Genomic DNA, 17890 nt, shown 5'->3' with positions numbered 1-17890 from the left:
GGCTATGCCCCCGGGTCGAGGAGCAACCCGCGCAGCAGCGCCAGATCCACCCCCGCAAGCGAATCGCGCAGCACGCGGCGTTCACCTTCTGGCACGGGCACTTCGCATGGCACGGCGAGAACGGTGCAGCCAGCAGCCACCGCGGAGCGAACGCCCGTCGGCGAGTCCTCAACCGCGATGCAGTTGCTCGCGTCGACTCCCAGTAGCCGCGCGGCCCGCGCGTACGGTTCCGGATGCGGCTTGTTCTTGCCATCCACCTCGTCGCCACACACCGTCTCCTGGAACACGCTTCGCCCGATCGTGTGCAGTGCGAGTTCGGTGAGTTCCCTGGTCGTCGAGGTGACCAGCGCCATCGGCACGCCTTCGGTGGCCAACCCGGTCAGCGTGTCGTACGCGCCCGGCCGCCAGGGCAATGCCCCACTGAACAGCTCGGCGGTGCGCTCGGTCAGGTAGCGATCGGCTTCGGCGAGCCGCTCAGCGCTCGGCTCGATGTCCAGATGGTCGAAGATGGTCCGCAAGGTGCTCCGCTGATTGGAGCCGACCATCGACTCACGCACCTCGTCGGTCAACTCACCGCCCAGCCATACGGCCAGATCGGACAGCGACACATCCCAGATCTTTTCGGTGTCCAGCAGTGTGCCGTCCATATCCCAGAAGACGGCCGAGGGAAGGTCCCGCACCACTGCCTCGTCCGGTGTAGCCACCATGCTCCGTATCCGTAGGTCGTCCAGTTGGTTGTAAATGCCGGATTGACCGTGGGCACACCGGCGGGCCACACGTTTCACACCCACCTTACGGGTGCCGCCAACCAACTGCCGGCCCGGACACGACATGGGCCCGCTGTTCGAAACAAAACCGGTGCCCCTCAGCCACGTGGGTTGAGGGGCACCGGTTTTCTTGGTGTCTCCGTCAGCAGAGCGCTGATAGGAGCACGATATGGGCTGGGTCAGCCGACCTGGCGGACGTCCGCCGCGCGTAAGCCCGCAGCATGCGGTCGCAGGGTGAAGCTCACCCGGTCGCCTCTGCCGAGACGACGAGAACCGTCGCCGCTGATCTGTCCGCGGTGCACGAAGACTTCGGCGCCACCGTCGTCACGGGAAACGAAGCCCGCGCGCGAGATGAAACCGAAGCCTCGCCCCTGGTCAAACCAGGTAACAATGCCATGTGCCATAAGGTTTTCCGCTGCCGTCTGAATCAGACGGCGCGGACGCCAGTGGCCTGCGGGCCCTTGGGGCCTTGGTTGACCTCGAACTCGACGCGCTGGTTCTCCTCCAGGCTGCGATAGCCGTAGCCGTCGATCTCCGAGTAGTGCACGAAAACGTCAGGGCCATCTTCGCGGGAGAGGAAGCCGAAGCCCTTCTCCGAGTTGAACCACTTCACGGTTCCCTGTGTCATAACTTTTTCCCTTACCTGAAACTGGATATGGATACCGCACTCCGCGGTCCCATGGCCGGGTGTCAGACCGCGACTTCTCCGGCTTGTCCTGCAAGGGAAGAAAGAAGCGCCCGCAACAACGTTTCCGCGAGCGTGATGAGACACGAACACAAAACTCTACGACCACCACGTACAACCCAGCCGACGTCCGATTCGTTCCCCTGAACCCGGCAGGGTGTCGCACGTCACCTGCTCGCTCCTCGGGCAGCCCAGATGCCAACACGCTCATCGTGCGCTGTCGCCTGCCCGTACGTTTCGTCGTGGGTTAGCGCTTCGACCGCGAGACGTGAACACATGAACACGGGAAGTGAGCAACTGCCCGGGGCTGTGGATCGGTCGCGTTGCCGCAAAGTCCGGCATTTACGCATTCATTCCGGGTGTGCAGGTTTCGTCGACGAGTCTGAGGCGAGGCGGAACTCGTTACCTTCCTTGACGGTCTTGCCTTCGGGAACACGCTGCAGGGTCAGGCTGATACCCGGACCGCTCGGCGCGATATATCTGCCGTTGATCACGCCCTCGACATCGCCGCCCAGCGCGGCCGCCCAGAAACGCTCCTGCGCCTAGAGATCAGTGCAATCGAGGGTGAACTCGATCCGCATGGCCACACCCTCCTCAGACCACCTCGGCCCGGCCCTCGGAACCTTGTCGTTCGACGAGTATGCCTCCATCGAAGGTGGCACCTGCCCGGACGTAGGCGACGAGGTGGGGCCTTGACCGCGATGGGCTATGGGCGAACCGACCGCCACGCTGTCCGGACTGCGCCGCGTTGTACACCCAGAAGCACGGGGTGCTAACCGTCGGCGACACTCGCGAACCTGCCGGTGCACCTCAGCGCCCGCTGGGTCGTACGCTGTCCCGGTGACCGACCAGGACCAGGCAACTGAGCACTCCGCAGACACGGCCGAGGACAAGGCAGAACTGACCGAACCAGTACTGCTCGCGGCGTTTGAAGGATGGAACGACGGGGGTGACGCGGCATCGACCGCGATCGAACATCTGCACCTGACCTGGGACGCTACCCCACTTACCGAGATCAACCCTGATGAGTACTACGACTTCCAGGTGACCCGGCCGCAGGTTCGGATGGTCGACGGAGTGACCAGGGGCATGGAGTGGCCAACCACGCGCCTTTCGGTGTGCCGGCCACCCGGTTCCGATCGCGATGTGGTGCTCGTGCACGGCATCGAGCCCAATATGCGCTGGCGCCAGTTCTGCGCTGAGCTAATCGAGCACGTGAACAACTTCGGGGTCACCACCGTCGTCACCCTGGGCGCCTTGCTCGCCGACACCCCGCACACCCGTCCGATCCCAGTCACCGGCACCGCCTACGACGACTCGGCCGCGGACAAGTTCGGTCTCACCCGCTCACGCTACGAAGGCCCCTCCGGCATCACCGGTGTATTCCAGGACGCCTGCGTACGAGCCGGCGTTCCGGCGGTCTCCCTCTGGGCGGCGGTACCGCACTACGTCTCCCAGCCACCATCACCGAAGGCGACCCTCGCCCTGCTGCACAAGGTCGAAGACGTGCTGGATATCGAAGTCCCCCTCGGCGCCCTGCCGGAACAGGCGGAGGAGTGGCAGCAGACGGTCAGCGAGATGGCCGACGAGGACGAGGACATCGCCAGCTACGTCCGGGCCCTCGAGGAACGCGGTGACGCCGAACTGACGTTGCATGAGACCAGCGGTGACGACATCGCCGCCGAGTTCGAACGGTACCTTCGCCGCCGCGGTCGCGGCGGCCGCTGACCAACCGGCGAGGCGACCGCGGTGCGGTTCCCCCGGCTGGCCGTCGCGGCTCTCTACGTCGGCGGCCTGATCGGCCCGTTTGCCGGCGGCGTCGTCGCGCCGATGTTGCCCGAACTCAGTGCCGACTTCGACATATCGCTGTCCTCGGCTGGCGCCGCACTCACCGCGTATCTGATCCCGTTCGCGGCGTTGATGTTGGTCTCCGGAACCATCGGCGAGCGGTGGGGACGGGCCCGGGTAATCCGGTTCGCGTATATCGCCTACATCGGCGCTTCGCTGCTTTGCGTCCTCGCCGATGACTACGCGCTGTTCCTCACCGGTCGGATCACCCAAGGGGCGGCCAACGCGTTCACCACTCCACTGCTGCTGGCCGCCATCGCCACGGCGACCCCGCCGGAACGGCTTGGCCGAGCGATGGGCATGTACGGCTCGATGCAAGCCGCTGGCCAGTCCTTCGCGCCACTTTTCGGTGGCCTTGCCGCCGAGTTCTCTTGGCGTTATGCCTTCATCGCGGTCGCCTGCGTGGCAGCCATACTCGCGGCGATACCCCTGCCTACAACCGCCCAATCAGCTGGGCGGGAGCCGGTGCGGCTACGTGCCGCATGGCGCACCCAGGTCGTGCTGGCCGGGCTGCTGGCCATGGTCGCCTGGGCCACGCTTGGCGGGTTGTCCTTCCTGGTCGCTACCCACTTCGCGGACGCGTTCGGGCTCAGCTCCGGCGTCCGTGGCGTCCTGCTGACTGGATTCGGCATCGCTGGCCTGCTGACCTCTCGCCTGGTTGGTGTCGCGGTGGATCGCGTGGGCGCGCGCAGCTGCGCGCTCGTGGGCAGCCTGGCGGCCGCACTCGCCATCGGCTTGTTCGGCGCCGTGCCCTGGCTGGCCGGGGCCGTGGCGCTGTGGACACTCGCGGGCGTCGGCAGCCAGCTCATCATGGTCGGGCTCAACACGCTGGTGCTGGTCGAGGACGGACCCAATCGCGGCGGCGCGGTCTCGGTTGTGCAGTCCTTCCGGTTCATCGGCGCCGCCGCCTCACCGCTGGCCTTTCTCCCGCTCTATGGGATCAGTGCCATCGTCGGCTTCCTGGTGCCAGCTGTACTCCTCGCGATCACCGGGCCGGCGGTGCTTGCCCGCCGGCCACCCGGTTCCTCCTCAGCCGCGCAATGACACCCCGAGCAGCGCGTCCACCGCATCGGCCAGCAGCCCAGGCGCGCTCGGATCAGCACCGTCCCCGCGCATGGCGGCATCAACCCAGGCGTCCACCGAGCTCAGCGCACTCGACGTATCCAGGTCATTGGCCAGATGCGTGCGCAGCTGACGCAGCGTCGCCGTCACGTCCGGCCCTGCCTCTTTGGCCGCCGCGGCGCGCCACCGCGCCAGTCGCTGATGTGCGTCGGAGAGCAGGTCGTCGGTCCACGAACGGTCCTGCCGGTAGTGCCCGGACAGCAGCGCGAGTCGGACCGCGGCCATATCGACGCCGTCCGCACGCAGCCGAGAGACGAACACCAGGTTGCCCTTGGACTTTGACATCTTCTCGCCGGCGAGGCCGATCATCCCCGCGTGACTGTAGTGCCGGGCGAACGGGTGCTGCCCGGTCAGCGCTTCGGCGTGCGCGGCGCTGAACTCATGGTGCGGGAAGATCAGATCAGACCCGCCGCCCTGGATGTCAAAGGCGTGCCCGAGCCGTTCGCGGGCAATCACGCTGCATTCGATATGCCAGCCAGGCCGGCCCGGTCCGAGATCGGATTCCCAGAACGGCTCCCCTGGCCGTTGACATCGCCACAGCAGGGCGTCCAGCTCGTGGCGTTTCCCTTGCCGTTCCGGATCGCCGCCGCGTTCGGCGAACAGCCGCCGCATCGTCGCCAGGTCATAGTTCGACTGGTAACCGAAATGGCCGCTCGCTCGGTGATCGAAGTACACATCCGGGTACTCCGGGTCGTCTGCCCGGTAGGCCGCACCGCTGGCCAGCAACTTGTCCACGACCGCGACGATCTCCGGGATGCTTTCCACCGCGCCGACGAACTCGCGCGGCGGGAGTACCCGCAAGGCCTCCATGTCCTCCCGGAACAACGCCGTCTCACGTAGCCCGAGGACCACCCAGTCGTCCTGGTCCCGCTCGGCACGTTCGATCAGCGGGTCGTCAATATCGGTGACGTTCTGCACATAGTGCACCTCGGTCCCGGCGTCCAGCCATTGCCGGTAGACCAGGTCGAACGCGAGATACGTGGCGGCGTGCCCGAGATGCGTCGCGTCATAGGGAGTGATCCCGCACACATACATCCGTGCTTGCTCACCGGGCGCGGCCGGTCGTGTCTGCTCGGTAGCCGTGTCGTAGAGCCGGAGCGGTGGTGGTGTACCAGGCACGCTGGGAACGGATACCGACGACCAAGTTTGCATGCGGCTGACCCTATGTATATCGACAACGAGCGGACACCGATCCCTAACGCCGGCGGGTACTCAGGTAATCCCCAACCACCGCCGCGCTCAGCCCTTCCGGGTCCGGGGCAATCACCCTGCCGCCGTTTCGCCTGGCAAGCTGATCCACGAACGCGGCCAACCGTTCGTCCTCGCCAAGCATGAACAGGGTGATCGTGGTGTCCAAGCGGGTGAGCCGATCCACCTCACCGAGCGTGCGCGCCACGGTTTCCGGCAGCGGTGGGTAGCTGAACACCGCTTCGCCGTCAGCCTCAAGGTGCGCGGTCGGCTCACCATCCGTCACGACGAGCACCACGGGCTGGGCGTCCGAATGGCGACGCAGATGCCGCCCGGCCAGTAGTAGCGCGTGATGCAGATTCGTACCCTGCTCCCAGGTCCCGTCCAGAGCGGTCAACTCGCCGATATCGACCACGGAGGCGTGCCGGCCAAAGGTGATCAGCTGGAGCGCATCGTTGCGGTATCGGGTGCTGATCAGTTGATGCAGCGCGAGCGCCGTTCGCTTCATCGGCAGCCATCGATCTTCGGCCACCATTGACCACGAGGTGTCCACGCACAACGCGACCGCCGCTCGGCTACGTTGCTCGGTCTCCATGACCTCCACATCGGACACGTCGAGCCGTACCGCGCGCTGCCCAGCCGCAGTACCCCGCAGGATCGCATTGCGGACGGTTCGGCTGGTGTCCCATGGCTCCGTATCACCGAATCGCCACGCCCTGCTCGCGCCGGTCGGCTCGCCGGCGGCGCCCGCGCGATGCGCTTCCCGCTCCCCGAGGCGAGTATCCATCCCGGCGTGCACATCGCGTAGCGCGGTCTCCCCGAGACGGCGCAAGGCCTTGGGCGACAACCGAAGCGATCCGTCCGTGGTTTGCTCGAAGATGCCCTGGCCGCGCAGTTCCCGCTCCAGCCGCGCCAGTCGCTGCGCATCCACTCTGGACTCGTCGCCGATCTGATTGGCGAGCGCGTCGAGGTCAATGTCCTCCAGCCGAGCGCCCGGATAGGACTGCGCCAACTGTTCGGCGAGCTCCTCGAGTTGACCAAGATCAACCAGCGCCTGCGTACCTGCACCGAAGCCGAGCGGATCCGAGCCGTCGAACCGTCCCGCCGATTGCCAGTCCTCCCCCGGCCGCAGTGCGCGCAGGTTCGCGTCCAGCGTCGCGATCTGCTCCGCGAGTCGAGGGTCGCCGAAGGCTTGGTTCATCAGCCCCCCGAGCTCGCCGCGTTGTTCCTCGGTCATCGAGTTCATCGCCCGCTGCGCGGCCGCCGAACGCTTGGCGAGCACATCGATCAGCTCATCGGTGTTTCGGGGCCGTTCAGGGAAGTAATCGCCGTACGCCCGCATGAAATCGGAGAAGCGCTCGCGAGTGTCCTCGCCACGTAGATGCGCGAGCAACAGATCGTTCAGTGCGCGTAGCATCTCGCCGATCCGCTCCGCGTCCGTCGAGCTGGTGTTCCGCAGCGCCTGCCGCATCCCTTCGAACCGGCTGTCCATCAGTTCGGCGCCAAGCAGTTCCTTGATCCGTTCGTAGTCTCGTGCCGCGGTCTCGGACCGCCACGGGTAATCCGCGAGTTCGGCGACCGCCGCGGCCGTGCTGCTTGGCAGGGCGTCCAGGCGGGCCTCGGCGAACCGCGCGGCATCATCCGGATCGGGAAACAACGCGGCGCGTTCGGCCGCGACGGCACGATCAAGCAGCTCGCGGACCTCCTGCAGCGTCCCATCCAGTCGATGGCCGCGCTGGATGTCCCTGCGGCGCTGCCAAACCTTCCTTGCCAACTCATCCAGCCCAGCGGTGTCGGCGAACCCCCTGCGCAGTAACTCGCGCAGGGCGGCGCGGGGCGAAACACCAGCCATCACGTCACCGCCGATCTCGTCCAGCGCGGCCCGCAGGTCGAACGGTGGCGCAAGCGGATCCGGTCCGTCATGCCACGGCCCGTACGAGTAACGGCGACTGTTCATCGTTCCTCCGTGCGGTTTTACGGCCCGTAGACGCTGGTACCGCCCTCGGTGTCCTTGGCCAACTTGCGACGCAGGTACAGCGATTCCAACGCGAACTCCACGGCGGCGGCGATCCGGCCGTCCGGGTCACTGGAGTTCACCCCGAGCCGAGCGGCGACCTCGTGCAGAACAGGCAGTTCTGGCAACGCTCGGAGCAACTCGCCCGCGGCGACCCGCTCCCCCGTGGCGACCAGGTTCCCGTCCGCGACCACTTCGATCAGCGGCCGCAGGTCAAGTCCGGCCAGCTTGTCCCGCGCGGTCTCGGCGAACGCTCTGCGCAGGAAGTACCCCAGGTGCTCCTGCTCCCGACCCTGTTCGCCGGATTCGAACTCGAGCTTGCCGCGTAGCGCCTCGGGCACCGATTCCAGATCGATCGGCCGTGCCACGGCCTCGGTTTCACCGGTCAGCGCGGATCGCCGCAACGCCGCGGCGGCGACCGTCTCGGCGGCGGCCACCGCGAATCTGGCGGAAACGCCGGATCGCTGATCGATCACCGGTGCCTCGCGGAGCTCGCGAACGAACCGCGCGAGTACTTCGACGAGCGGTGTGCCAACTTCGGCGACCAGCTCCGCTTCCTGGCGCACCAGTGCCGCCTCGGCGGCCACGTCGAGTGGGTAGTGCGTCTGTATCTCGGCGCCGAAGCGGTCCTTCAGTGGGGTGATGATCCGGCCCCGGTTCGTGTAATCCTCGGGGTTCGCGGTCGCCACGAGGAGCACATCCAACGGCAGCCGCAAGGGGTACCCGCGCACCTGGATATCCCTTTCCTCCATGACGTTCAGCAACGCCACCTGGATCCGCTCGGCCAAGTCCGGCAACTCGTTGATCGCCACGATGCCACGGTGCGCACGCGGCACAAGTCCGAAGTGGATAGTCTCGGGATCACCGAGGCTGCGCCCTTCCGCCACCTTCACCGGATCTACGTCACCGATCAGGTCACCGACCGATGTGTCCGGCGTAGCAAGTTTCTCGGTATAGCGCTCCTCGCGATGTCTCCAGTTGACCGGTAGTTCGTCGCCGAGCTCGCGCGCCCTGCGCACGGATTCCGGGGCAATCGGGGCCAGTGGATGCTCGCCAAGCTCGGAACCGTCGATCACCGGGGTCCACTCGTCAAGCAGTCCAGCGAGAGTGCGCAGCAGGCGGGTCTTGCCCTGACCACGCTCACCCAGTAGCACCAGGTCGTGGCGAGCGAGCAGCGCGCGCTCCAGCTGGGGCAGCACGGTGTCATCGAACCCGACGATGCCTGGCCATACCTGGTCACCAGCACGCAACCGGCTCAGTAGATTATCCGCGATTTCCGCCTTGACCGATTTCGGGGCATAGCCAGCGGCCCGTAGCGCACCGACGGTCCTGGGTAGCTGTGCGGGTGCGATAGTCACCACACCGACGCTACGCAACTCGGCCGCGCGGCGCGACGCACACCCGTGCCAGTTGCCAAGGCAACTCGCGTTCCCCATGGGCCACCCCGTACCCTTTTTCGGCGTGAGCTGCCCAAGTGCGAGTTTCGCCGTGTGGACCGCGGCCTGGTTGCACGGCGCCGCGGCGACCGATGACGTCCTGGACGCACTCGCGGTATGGCGCGAGCACCACGATGTCGTTGCGGCCGATCACACTGCCGCCGATGAGCTTGACCTGCCGATGCGCGGAAGTTATCCAGCGAGCCCAGTCCAACTGCTCGCCGCGCTGCGCAGGGTTGGCACGGTGGGCACCCGGTTGGTACTTCCCGCACCGGGGGACGTGCGTGGCCTCGGCGGGCAGACCAGTTTCGCCACCGCGGCGCTCACCGCGCGGGAGGGTGTGGTGCTTACCGGCGCCCGATTCGGCCTTGTCCCGGTACCCGCCGCCGACCAGGTGCTCAGCTGGACGGTGCATACCCTGCCGAGCACGGCGGTAGTCGAGCACGTTGGACTCGGCGAAGCCGAACACGCCCTCAGCGAGGCACTCCGCAGCAGCGCCGCGACGCTGCAATCGCTTGATGTCGCCAAGGGACGCCCCGGTGTCCGGGACGAACTGCGCGGACGTTTGGCAACCCGCCCGGACCCGGATTGGCCGGCGGGTATGCCACAACGTGCCCTGCGGGTACTCCAGCGCGCGAACGAGGTAGCGACGATTCTGCAGCTCGCCGCCGAAGACGAACCGGGCGCCGCGCTGTCGTCCGCAGCGGCGAACCAGCGTGCCGACGCGCTACGACCGCTGGACGCCGCGGTCCGCGCCGCACGGACCGCTGCCGTACACGAAGCGATTCGCGTGCTTGCCGAGGGCGCCGATCACTACTGACGCGAGCGGGGTCCGAACGCCCTCGCTAGCGCCGTGGCTGGACGCAACAGTCCGTGGCACACGGCTCGCCGTTAACCGTGCAGCCGGCGCTGGGAAACGCCGACAGTGCTCTGGCGGGCACATCAGACACGTGTTCGGCAACCAGTTCCACGACGAGCTCGGCGAACCGCTGATCCGTCCCCGGAGTGGCTGCCCTGGCAAACTCGATCCCCAGTTCGCCCGCTCGGTCCTTTGCTTCACTATCCAGGTCCCAGATCACTTCGAGGTGATCACTGACGAACCCGATCGGGCACACCACAACCGCCGCAACACCCTTGTCGTGCAGGGTGTCGAGGTGGTCCACGATGTCCGGTTCGAGCCAGGGAATGTGAGCCGGACCCGAGCGCGACTGCCACACCACGTCATAGTCCGCGACGCCGAGTTCGGTGGCCACCAGCCGAGCCGCCTCGGCGACCTGCGCGGAATAGCGATGCCCACCGGATTCCGCTGGCCCCGCGGCCGCGTCGGCGCTCACCGGTACCGAATGTGCGGTGAACACCACCCGGGCCGTCGATGGTTCGGACAACGTCGCCATGGCCGCCCGGACGGCATCCGCGAAGGCCGTGATGAACAGCGGATGGTCGAAGAACTGGCGGAGCTTCACCAGTTCCGGCGCGGCTGGGCCGCAGGCCGCCCTGGCACGGACGATGTCCTCGTCATACTGGCGGCAGGCGGAGTAACCGCCGTAGGCGCTGGTCGCAAAGACGAGTGCCCGTTGGATGCCATCGCTGGCCATCTGCCCCACGGTGTCTTCGGCAAGCGGATGCCAGTTCCGGTTCCCGAAGTACACCGGCAGATCAAGCTCACGCCTGGTCAGTTCCGCACGTACGGCCTCGATCGCCGCGCGGTTCAGCGCGTTGATCGGTGAGACGCCACCAAAGTGCTGGTAATGCTCCTCTACCTCATCCAGCCGCTCCGGCGGTACGCCCCGCCCCCTGGTCACGTTCTCCAGGAATGGCCGCACGTCGGCCGGCCCCTCCGGGCCGCCGAAGGACAGCCACAGCAGCGCGTCGTAGCTCATCACATACCCATCGCGTGCACGCCGCCGTCGACCATCACCATGGAACCCGTTGTCGCCGGCAGCCAATCGGAAAGCAGTGCGCAGACGGACTTCGCGACCGGAGTCGGGTCGTTGACGTCCCAGCCAAGAGGGGCGCGCTCCCCCCAGGAGTCCTCGACCACCTCGAAGCCGGGGATCGATTTCGCCGCCATGGTGCGCACCGGCCCCGCGGAAACGAGGTTGACCCGAATTCCCTTCGGGCCAAGCTCCCGCGCGAGGTACCGGGTGGTCGACTCCAGACCCGCCTTGGCGACGCCCATCCAGTCGTAGATCGGCCACGCCACCCGCGCGTCGAAGTCCATGCCCACCACGGAACCGCCGCCACCGAACAGCGGCAGGCAGGCAACCGCTACCGACTTCATCGAGTAGGTCGAGACCTGGAACGCGGTGGCCACGTCCTCCCATGGCGCGTCCAGGAACTCGCCGCCGAGGCAGGACTGCGGAGCGAACGCGATCGAATGCAACACGCCATCGAGGCCGTCGAGGTGTTCGCCGACCCGCTCGGCGAGCGTGTCCAGGTGCTCCTGGTTCTGCACGTCCAGTTCGAGCACTGGCGCGGGCGTGGGAAGTCGCTTGGCGATGCGCTCAACCAGGCTCAGTCGACCGAAGCCGGTCAACACCACCTGGGCGCCTTGCTCTTGGGCCACCTTCGCCGCATGAAAGGCCATGGAGGAATCGGTGATCACTCCGGTGATCAACAGTCGTTTACCTTCGAGCAGTCCGGACACGCCGAATCCTTTCCTGTCAGAGATTTCCGAAGTTTCCGCGGGTGGCAATCCTGATCAGTGCCCCATCCCGAGCCCGCCATCCACCGGGATAACCGCGCCGGTCACGTATCCAGCCTGATCCGAGGCGAGGAACTGGACGGCGGCGGCGACCTCATCCGCGCTGGCGTAACGCCCGGCAGGGACCTGCGCCAGAATCTCCTTCTTGCGCTCAGCCGAGAGCTGCGCGGTCATCTCCGTGTCCACGAATCCGGGGGCAACGACGTTCGCGGTGATGTTCCGCGAACCAAGTTCACGCGCCACCGACCGCGCCAGGCCAACCAGTCCCGCCTTGCTCGCCGCGTAGTTGACCTGGCCGGCCGAGCCGGTCAGCCCGACCACCGAGGAGATCAAGATCACCCGCCCCCAGCGGGCCCGCAACATCCCCTTCGTCGCCCGCTTGGTCACCCGGTACGCGCCGGTCAGATTGGCGTCCACGACCTTGGTGAACTGGTCCTCGGACATCCGCAGCAGCAGCGTGTCATCGTTCATCCCGGCGTTGGACACCAGCACCTCGACTGGCCCGTGCGCCGCCTCTACTTCCGCGAAGGCCGCGTCGATCTGGTCGGCATCGGTGACATCGCACCGCACCCCGAGTAGGTCAGCCGGCGCACCCGAGCCTCGATGGGTCACCGCTACCTTGTCACCGGCTTCAGCGAACGCGCGGGCAATCGCCAAGCCAATGCCCCTGTTGCCGCCCGTCACCAATACCGATCGTGCCACCTGCCGCTCCTCAACGCCGACGCCGCTTTGACGTTGAGGCTATCGCCCCACTCGGTCACGCTTCGCCGCAGGCGCGCAAACTCACCCGCGGCAATCGTCACGGCAAGCGCTGGTTCACGGTCAGCGCGCCGGCAGCCGCGATCAGCGCGGCCACAGTGCCGAACAGCAACCACGGTTTGCTCGCGTCGGCTTCCTTCATCTCGTAGCCGATCTGCTCACCCAAGGTGTCATAGACCGCGTCAAGCTGTCCCGCGGTCTCCGCGCGGTAGAAATCTCCGCCCGAGATCCGGGCGATCTCCTCCATGGACGCGTCATCCACCGGAACCGGTTGCGGATTACCGCGGATATCAACCACGCCCTCGACCGTGCCGAAGGAGATCGTGGACACCGGAATGCCCTCTTCCTTGGCTGCCCTGGCTGCGGTGAACGCGCCACGCGGCGCGTTCTGGTCGAACGACGGCACCGTTTGCTTACCATCGGTCATCAGCACGATATGTGCCGGCGGTGGCCCTTCCGGGCCGGAAACGACCTGCGAGAACCCCTGGATCGTCTGAATGGCGGCGAAAATGGCCTCACCGGTCGCCGTGGACTCGGTCAGTTTCAAGCCGTCAATCCCCTGTTTCACGCTCTCCCGGTCGGTAGTCGGCGATACCGCCACGGTCGCCGTGCCAGCGAACGAGATCAACCCCAGGTTGACCCCAGACGTCAGTCCGCCGGCGAACGACTTCGCGGAAGCCTGCGCTGCCCTGAGCCGCGTCGGCTGGACGTCGGTCGCCTCCATGGACAGCGAAACGTCCATCGCGAGCATGACCGTGGCCCTGTTCCGCGGTACCTTCTGCTCCGCGGTCGGCCCAGCTAGTGCCACGGTGAGAAACACCAACGCGACCAGCAGCAAGGCCGGTGGTACATGCCGCACCCAGTGCGGCCGCGCTGGCGCGACCTTCTCCAGCAGTTCGAGATTGCTGAACCGCAGGACGCGTTTCCGGCGCCGTCGCTGGACCAGCACATAGCCGACCGCAAGTGCCACCACAACGGCCAGCAGCACAAGCCACCACGCCGCGGTGAAGCCGGACAGGCTGAGTCCGAGCATCAGGCGACTCCTCCAGACCAACGACGCTTACGGCGGACGACGAACCGCACGATGTCCGCGATCCAGTCGGCATCGGTGCGTAGGACCAGATGACCGGCACCCGCACGGCGCAGGCCGGCCGCGACCACCGACCGGTGCTCCGCCGCGGCGGCGGCGAATTCCTTGCGGAGCAACGGGGAAGCGTGCACCTCCCGCTGCTTGCCACTCTCCGGATCCGCGAGTACCACGGTGCCCACGTCCGGCAGCTCGACGTCCCGGGGATCAACAACTTCCACGCCGATCAGTTCATGCCGGGCGGACAGCGCGCGCAGCGGGCGTTGCCAGGCAGGGTCTCCGAGAAAATCCGAGAGCACCACGGCCAGCCCTCTGCGGCGGGGTGGCCGCCGGAGCTGCTCGACCGCGGCCGCGAGATCGCCCCTGGTTCCCTCGGGAGCCCTGGGCATCTCGGCGATCTTGCGGACCAGCCCACGTGTGTGCGCGATACCGCCTCGGGGTGGCACCCGCACCAACCGCTCGCCGGTCGAGATCAGCGCACCGATCCGGTTACCACCGCCTCGGGTGAGGTGTGCGATCGCGGCAACCGCGCACACCACCAGATCCCGTTTCTCGCACAACGCGGTGCCGAAATCGAGGCTGGCGGACAGATCCGCGACGATCCAGGTCTCCAGCTCGCGGTCCGCGACCGTTTCCCGGATATGTGGCTCGGTCGTGCGTGCCGTGACGGCCCAGTCCATTCGGCGCACATCGTCACCTGGTTGGTACGGCCTGGCCTCCCCTGGTTCCGAGCCCGGCCCCGGAACCAGTCCAAGGTGGTTACCCTGAAGCAGGCCGTCCAGGCGGCGTCGCACATCCAGTTCCAGCGTCCGCAGTCCCGCCTCCAACCTGTCGCCGCGTAGGACCGGCGGAGCCCAGGAAGGCCGGGCGGCCGCGTCGGCGGCGGGTTCGTTCCCGGCGAACGGCGATGTCACCTCGACTCACGCTCCGGTTGGCGCACCGACGGGTGTTTGCTGCGCGGGACCGGTCCCTGGCCTGGCGGAGACCTGCGGCAGCGGCACGGTCTGCAGTACGCGGGAAATGATGTGATCGAGTGGTACGCCATCGGCGAGCGCGTCATAGGAAAGCACCAGTCGATGCCGGATCACGTCCGGCACGACGTCCACAATGTCCTGCGGCAGCACATAGTCCCTGCCACGTACCAACGCGAGCGCCCGCGCCGCGGAAATGATCCCCAGGCTTGCCCTCGGCGAGGCACCATAGGACACCCAACCGGCCACATCGGACAGACCGTGGTCGTTCGGGGTACGGGTGGCAAGCACCAGTCGCACGACATAGTCCACAAGGGCGTGATGCACGAACACCTGCGCGGCGACGCCCTGCAGTCGGGTCAGCTCTTCCGGAGTGAGGACCTGCTGCGCCTCCGGCGGCGTGATACCCATCCGGTAGATGATCTCGCGCTCTTCCTCCGCGGTGGGATACTCCACGACGATCTTGAAGAGGAAGCGGTCACGCTGCGCCTCGGGCAGCGGATAGACACCCTCGTTCTCGATCGGGTTCTGCGTGGCCAGTACCAGGAACGGATCCGGCATGGGGAAAGTCGTGCCACCGATCGACACATGCCGCTCGGCCATCACCTCGAGCATCGCGGACTGCACCTTCGCCGGCGCCCTGTTGATCTCATCGGCGAGTACGAAGTTCGAGACCACGGGGCCGAGCTCGACATCAAAGGATTCGCTGCCCTGCCGGTAGATCCGGGTACCGAGAATATCCGCGGGCACCAGGTCCGGGGTGAACTGCACGCGGGAGAACGACCCGCCAACGACCCGCGAGAAGGTCTCCACCGCGAGGGTCTTGGCCACACCGGGCACACCTTCGAGCAGCAGGTGTCCCTTCGCGAGCAGGCCAACCAGCATCCGCTCGACTAGCCGATCCTGACCGACGATGACACGTTTGACCTCGAAAACCGTGCGTTCGAGCAGCTGCGCGTCCTTGGCCGGCGTGCCCGCCTGAGGCGCCGTGCCGCTACTCGCCGCCACCTCCCGCTGGGCGACTTCCCGCTGCGCCGATTCCCCTTGCCCGGCCTCCGTCACTGCCATTCTCCCTCGTTGTATCGCGATGCTCACCCACAGGCAACCGGATCATCGGTAACACGGCTGTGAAGGCTGCTCAGCGCTCGATTCCCAGCCGACGCAGATCCGCTTCGGTATCCACGTCGTCCGTCTCGCCTTCCCGGGCAGGCACCTCCCGCACCGAAAGCCCGCCAAGCACCGTACGCAGGGCCTTGTTCACCGGATCAGCCGGGATGGCGGCGCGCAACGCGGCCAACCACCAGACGCCGATCAACCACTGCCGCCGACCCCGCAGGTCGACGAGCACCGCGCCGGCCTCGGCCGCGGTCAACTCACCACGCAGCCGCGACACGGTGTCCGGTCGCAACCCAGCCAGATCACCAGCAAGCAGGGCAACCATGGTTGGGGAGGTGCCGGCGGTAGTCAGTGCCGCCAGACCAGCGACCGCCGCGGCCACCGGGCCGCCACCGGGCGGCTGCTCCCGCACCTGGTGGATCGGTTGCCCGCCCGGTGCCGTCAGTGTCCGATCCGGTCCGACCACCACGAGCGGGTCGGCGTCGGGCACGGCTGCTAACACCCTGTCGAGCAAAGTTTCACCAGCCAGTAGCAGGGCTGGTTTATCCACTCCGGACAGCCGGCTGGCTCGACCACCGGCAAGCACGATCGCCCCGTAGTCCCGTTCGGTCGCCATTGCGCGAAGCTAGCAATATCCGGGGCTACCGGTTGGACGAGCGACCCAACCTGGCTCAGAGCATCCGGACCGCGTAGGGCCGCATCCCGCCGTAGCGCACCGGCGCGACCCGCACCTGCGAACCCGAGTACGGCGCCTCGAGCATCTGTCCGTTGCCGAGATACAGCGCCACGTGGCCCGGCCAGAAGATCATGTCCCCACGCTGCATCTGCGAAACCGGCACCTGTTGTCCTGCCGTGTACTGATAACCGCTGTACTTCGGCAGCGGCACGCCCACCGCGGCAAAGGCGTAGACCATCAGTCCGGAACAGTCGAATCCGACCTTCATGTAGTCGCCGTAGGAGTCGGCGACGCCTCCGTCCCGGACACCGATGGTTGGCCCATTGGCGTTGCCGCCGCCCCAGGAGTAAGGCACGCCGAGCTGCGACATTCCTCTGGCGATCACCGACTCGATACCGCCGCTCGCCGCCGGCGGAGGGGCACTGCCCGAACCACCCGAGGGCGCCGCGGCCTGCTGCGACGACGCCTGCGGTGCGGCGGCCTGCTGTTGGGCCGCTGCCGCGGCCGCCTCGGCCTCCTCCTGTGCCTTGGCCGCCTGCCATTCCTCGTACCGGGCCCGCTGCGCTTCGAGCCCCCCGGCCTGCAGCCTTGCCTGGTGCAGCTGCTGCTCGACCTCGCGCTTCTCCGCCTCGACCTCGCTGGTCCGCCCGCGCTGCGACTCCCTCGCTTCGATCGCGGTCTGCCGAGCGTTATCGGCGGTCACCTTGGCTTGTTCAGCCGTGGTTTGGGCCCGCTCTGCTCGTTGCAGCGCGGCCCGCGCGGTGGAATCCTTGTTCGCCTTCTCGGTGCGCGCCCGTTCCATGGCCTCGAGGCCATTGAGTTGGTCGCTGCTGACCGATTCGAGCATATCGGCGCGTGCCAGTAGGTCCTTCGGGCTGTCCGCGGACAGATACGCGGAGACCGAACCGACCGTACTGCCCTGCTGATAACTACCCGCGACGAACTCGTCGACCTGGTCGTACGCCCGCCGGATGTTCGCGTTGGCTGCCTTTGCTTCCCGGTCGGCCACACCGGCGAGCCGCTTCGCCTCTTCCGCTTCGGACCGCGCCGTTTGCAGGTCCACCCGCGCCTTCTCCGCGTCTTCCAGCTTGACGGCGACTTCGGTCTGCAGCTTCACCAGTCGCGATTCGGCCTCGGCGAGCCGGTTGGTCAGCTGGCCGACCCGGCTGGCCTGCGTGTTCGCTTCCTGCCGACTCTCTTCCAGCTCGGAGTCACTGGGGTTCGGTGGCGGCGGTGGCACCGCCGAAGCGGTCCCGGTGGCTCCCAACAGCACAGCCAGACTCGCGGCGCCGAGAACGGCTAGCCGCCCAAACCCGCTGGTCCGTCTGGACCTAGCCGGCCCCTGTTCCCCGTTTCGCGCTCGCACGCCACACCTCCAAGTGACGGGCTCGTCACCCGCCCCACTCCCTCGACCGGCCGGTATCCGGCTTACCTGCCAGCCATCCGCAACCTGCCGACCGTCGGCAACCAGGACCGACAGCTAGACCGGACAGCGGATCCACGCTGCGCTCATTGCA

At 67.1% G+C, this 17890-nt stretch carries 17 protein-coding genes; 3 read left to right on the top strand and 14 right to left on the bottom strand.

The window, feature by feature from the left end:
* Nucleotides 1–2: 2 nt before the first annotated feature.
* From EV191_RS17185 to EV191_RS17175, 3 genes are all read right to left on the bottom strand, one after another.
* The gene (locus tag EV191_RS17185) at nt 3–707 is read right to left on the bottom strand and encodes an HAD family hydrolase (RefSeq protein WP_132878100.1); all 705 of its coding nucleotides are present in this window, start codon (nt 705–707) and stop codon (nt 3–5) included.
* A gap of 239 nt (nt 708–946) precedes the next feature.
* The gene (locus tag EV191_RS17180) at nt 947–1171 is read right to left on the bottom strand and encodes a cold-shock protein (RefSeq protein WP_132878099.1); all 225 of its coding nucleotides are present in this window, start codon (nt 1169–1171) and stop codon (nt 947–949) included.
* Nucleotides 1172–1194: 23 nt separating this feature from the next.
* Nucleotides 1195–1395, bottom strand: a complete 201-nt coding sequence (locus EV191_RS17175) for a cold-shock protein (protein WP_132878098.1) — start codon at nt 1393–1395, stop codon at nt 1195–1197.
* A gap of 897 nt (nt 1396–2292) precedes the next feature.
* Here EV191_RS17175 and EV191_RS17170 point away from each other — a divergent pair.
* Together EV191_RS17170 and EV191_RS17165 are read left to right on the top strand one after the other, a co-directional pair.
* Complete coding sequence (locus tag EV191_RS17170) at nt 2293–3180, top strand: PAC2 family protein (RefSeq protein WP_243659020.1); 888 nt, start codon at nt 2293–2295, stop codon at nt 3178–3180.
* 21 nt (nt 3181–3201) lie between these two features.
* Entirely contained in the window at nt 3202–4344 is a 1143-nt protein-coding gene (locus tag EV191_RS17165; RefSeq protein WP_132878096.1) for an MFS transporter, read from the top strand.
* On the opposite strand, the gene mshC is transcribed toward EV191_RS17165, so the two are convergent.
* The 3 genes from mshC to EV191_RS17150 are packed head-to-tail and all read right to left on the bottom strand — an operon-like array spanning nt 4330 to nt 8982.
* On the bottom strand, nt 4330–5574 hold the full coding sequence (mshC, locus tag EV191_RS17160; protein WP_132878095.1) for a cysteine--1-D-myo-inosityl 2-amino-2-deoxy-alpha-D-glucopyranoside ligase: 1245 nt from the start codon (nt 5572–5574) through the stop codon (nt 4330–4332). The genes EV191_RS17165 and mshC overlap by 15 nt on opposite strands.
* A gap of 43 nt (nt 5575–5617) precedes the next feature.
* Nucleotides 5618–7567, bottom strand: a complete 1950-nt coding sequence (locus tag EV191_RS17155; protein ID WP_132878094.1) for a vWA domain-containing protein — start codon at nt 7565–7567, stop codon at nt 5618–5620.
* A gap of 17 nt (nt 7568–7584) precedes the next feature.
* Complete coding sequence (locus EV191_RS17150) at nt 7585–8982, bottom strand: sigma 54-interacting transcriptional regulator (RefSeq protein WP_243659019.1); 1398 nt, start codon at nt 8980–8982, stop codon at nt 7585–7587.
* A gap of 103 nt (nt 8983–9085) precedes the next feature.
* Between EV191_RS17150 and EV191_RS17145 the strand changes: the two genes are divergently transcribed.
* Nucleotides 9086–9880 carry a hypothetical protein gene (locus EV191_RS17145; protein WP_132878092.1) on the top strand — a complete coding sequence of 265 codons (795 nt, stop codon included), beginning with the start codon at nt 9086–9088 and terminating at the stop codon, nt 9878–9880.
* Between the two features lie 25 nt (nt 9881–9905).
* On the opposite strand, the gene EV191_RS17140 is transcribed toward EV191_RS17145, so the two are convergent.
* The 8 genes from EV191_RS17140 to EV191_RS17105 all read right to left on the bottom strand — a co-directional run bounded on the left by EV191_RS17140 (nt 9906) and on the right by EV191_RS17105 (nt 17739).
* Nucleotides 9906–10940: a ferrochelatase gene (locus EV191_RS17140; RefSeq protein ID WP_132878091.1), complete on the bottom strand. Its 1035-nt coding sequence runs from the start codon at nt 10938–10940 to the stop codon at nt 9906–9908.
* Nucleotides 10940–11707 carry an enoyl-ACP reductase FabI gene (gene fabI, locus EV191_RS17135; protein WP_132878090.1) on the bottom strand — a complete coding sequence of 256 codons (768 nt, stop codon included), beginning with the start codon at nt 11705–11707 and terminating at the stop codon, nt 10940–10942. The genes EV191_RS17140 and fabI overlap by 1 nt, the downstream gene beginning before the upstream one ends.
* A gap of 54 nt (nt 11708–11761) precedes the next feature.
* Complete coding sequence (gene fabG / locus EV191_RS17130) at nt 11762–12466, bottom strand: 3-oxoacyl-ACP reductase FabG (RefSeq protein ID WP_132878089.1); 705 nt, start codon at nt 12464–12466, stop codon at nt 11762–11764.
* A gap of 97 nt (nt 12467–12563) precedes the next feature.
* The gene (locus tag EV191_RS17125) at nt 12564–13556 is read right to left on the bottom strand and encodes a VWA domain-containing protein (RefSeq protein WP_132878088.1); all 993 of its coding nucleotides are present in this window, start codon (nt 13554–13556) and stop codon (nt 12564–12566) included.
* Complete coding sequence (locus EV191_RS17120) at nt 13556–14524, bottom strand: DUF58 domain-containing protein (RefSeq protein ID WP_132878087.1); 969 nt, start codon at nt 14522–14524, stop codon at nt 13556–13558. The genes EV191_RS17125 and EV191_RS17120 overlap by 1 nt, the downstream gene beginning before the upstream one ends.
* A gap of 6 nt (nt 14525–14530) precedes the next feature.
* On the bottom strand, nt 14531–15643 hold the full coding sequence (locus EV191_RS17115; RefSeq protein WP_424565479.1) for an AAA family ATPase: 1113 nt from the start codon (nt 15641–15643) through the stop codon (nt 14531–14533).
* Between the two features lie 76 nt (nt 15644–15719).
* Nucleotides 15720–16313 (bottom strand): molybdenum cofactor guanylyltransferase, encoded by a 594-nt coding sequence (mobA, locus tag EV191_RS17110; protein ID WP_132878086.1) that lies wholly within the window; start codon nt 16311–16313, stop codon nt 15720–15722.
* 55 nt (nt 16314–16368) lie between these two features.
* Entirely contained in the window at nt 16369–17739 is a 1371-nt protein-coding gene (locus tag EV191_RS17105; RefSeq protein ID WP_132878085.1) for an NlpC/P60 family protein, read from the bottom strand.
* Nucleotides 17740–17890 lie beyond the last annotated feature (151 nt).

This window comes from Tamaricihabitans halophyticus (assembly GCF_004340875.1).
GTDB lineage: Bacteria > Actinomycetota > Actinomycetes > Mycobacteriales > Pseudonocardiaceae > Tamaricihabitans > Tamaricihabitans halophyticus.
Note: the sequence above shows the minus strand (reverse complement) of the source record. Positions and strands in the feature narration are given on the sequence as shown.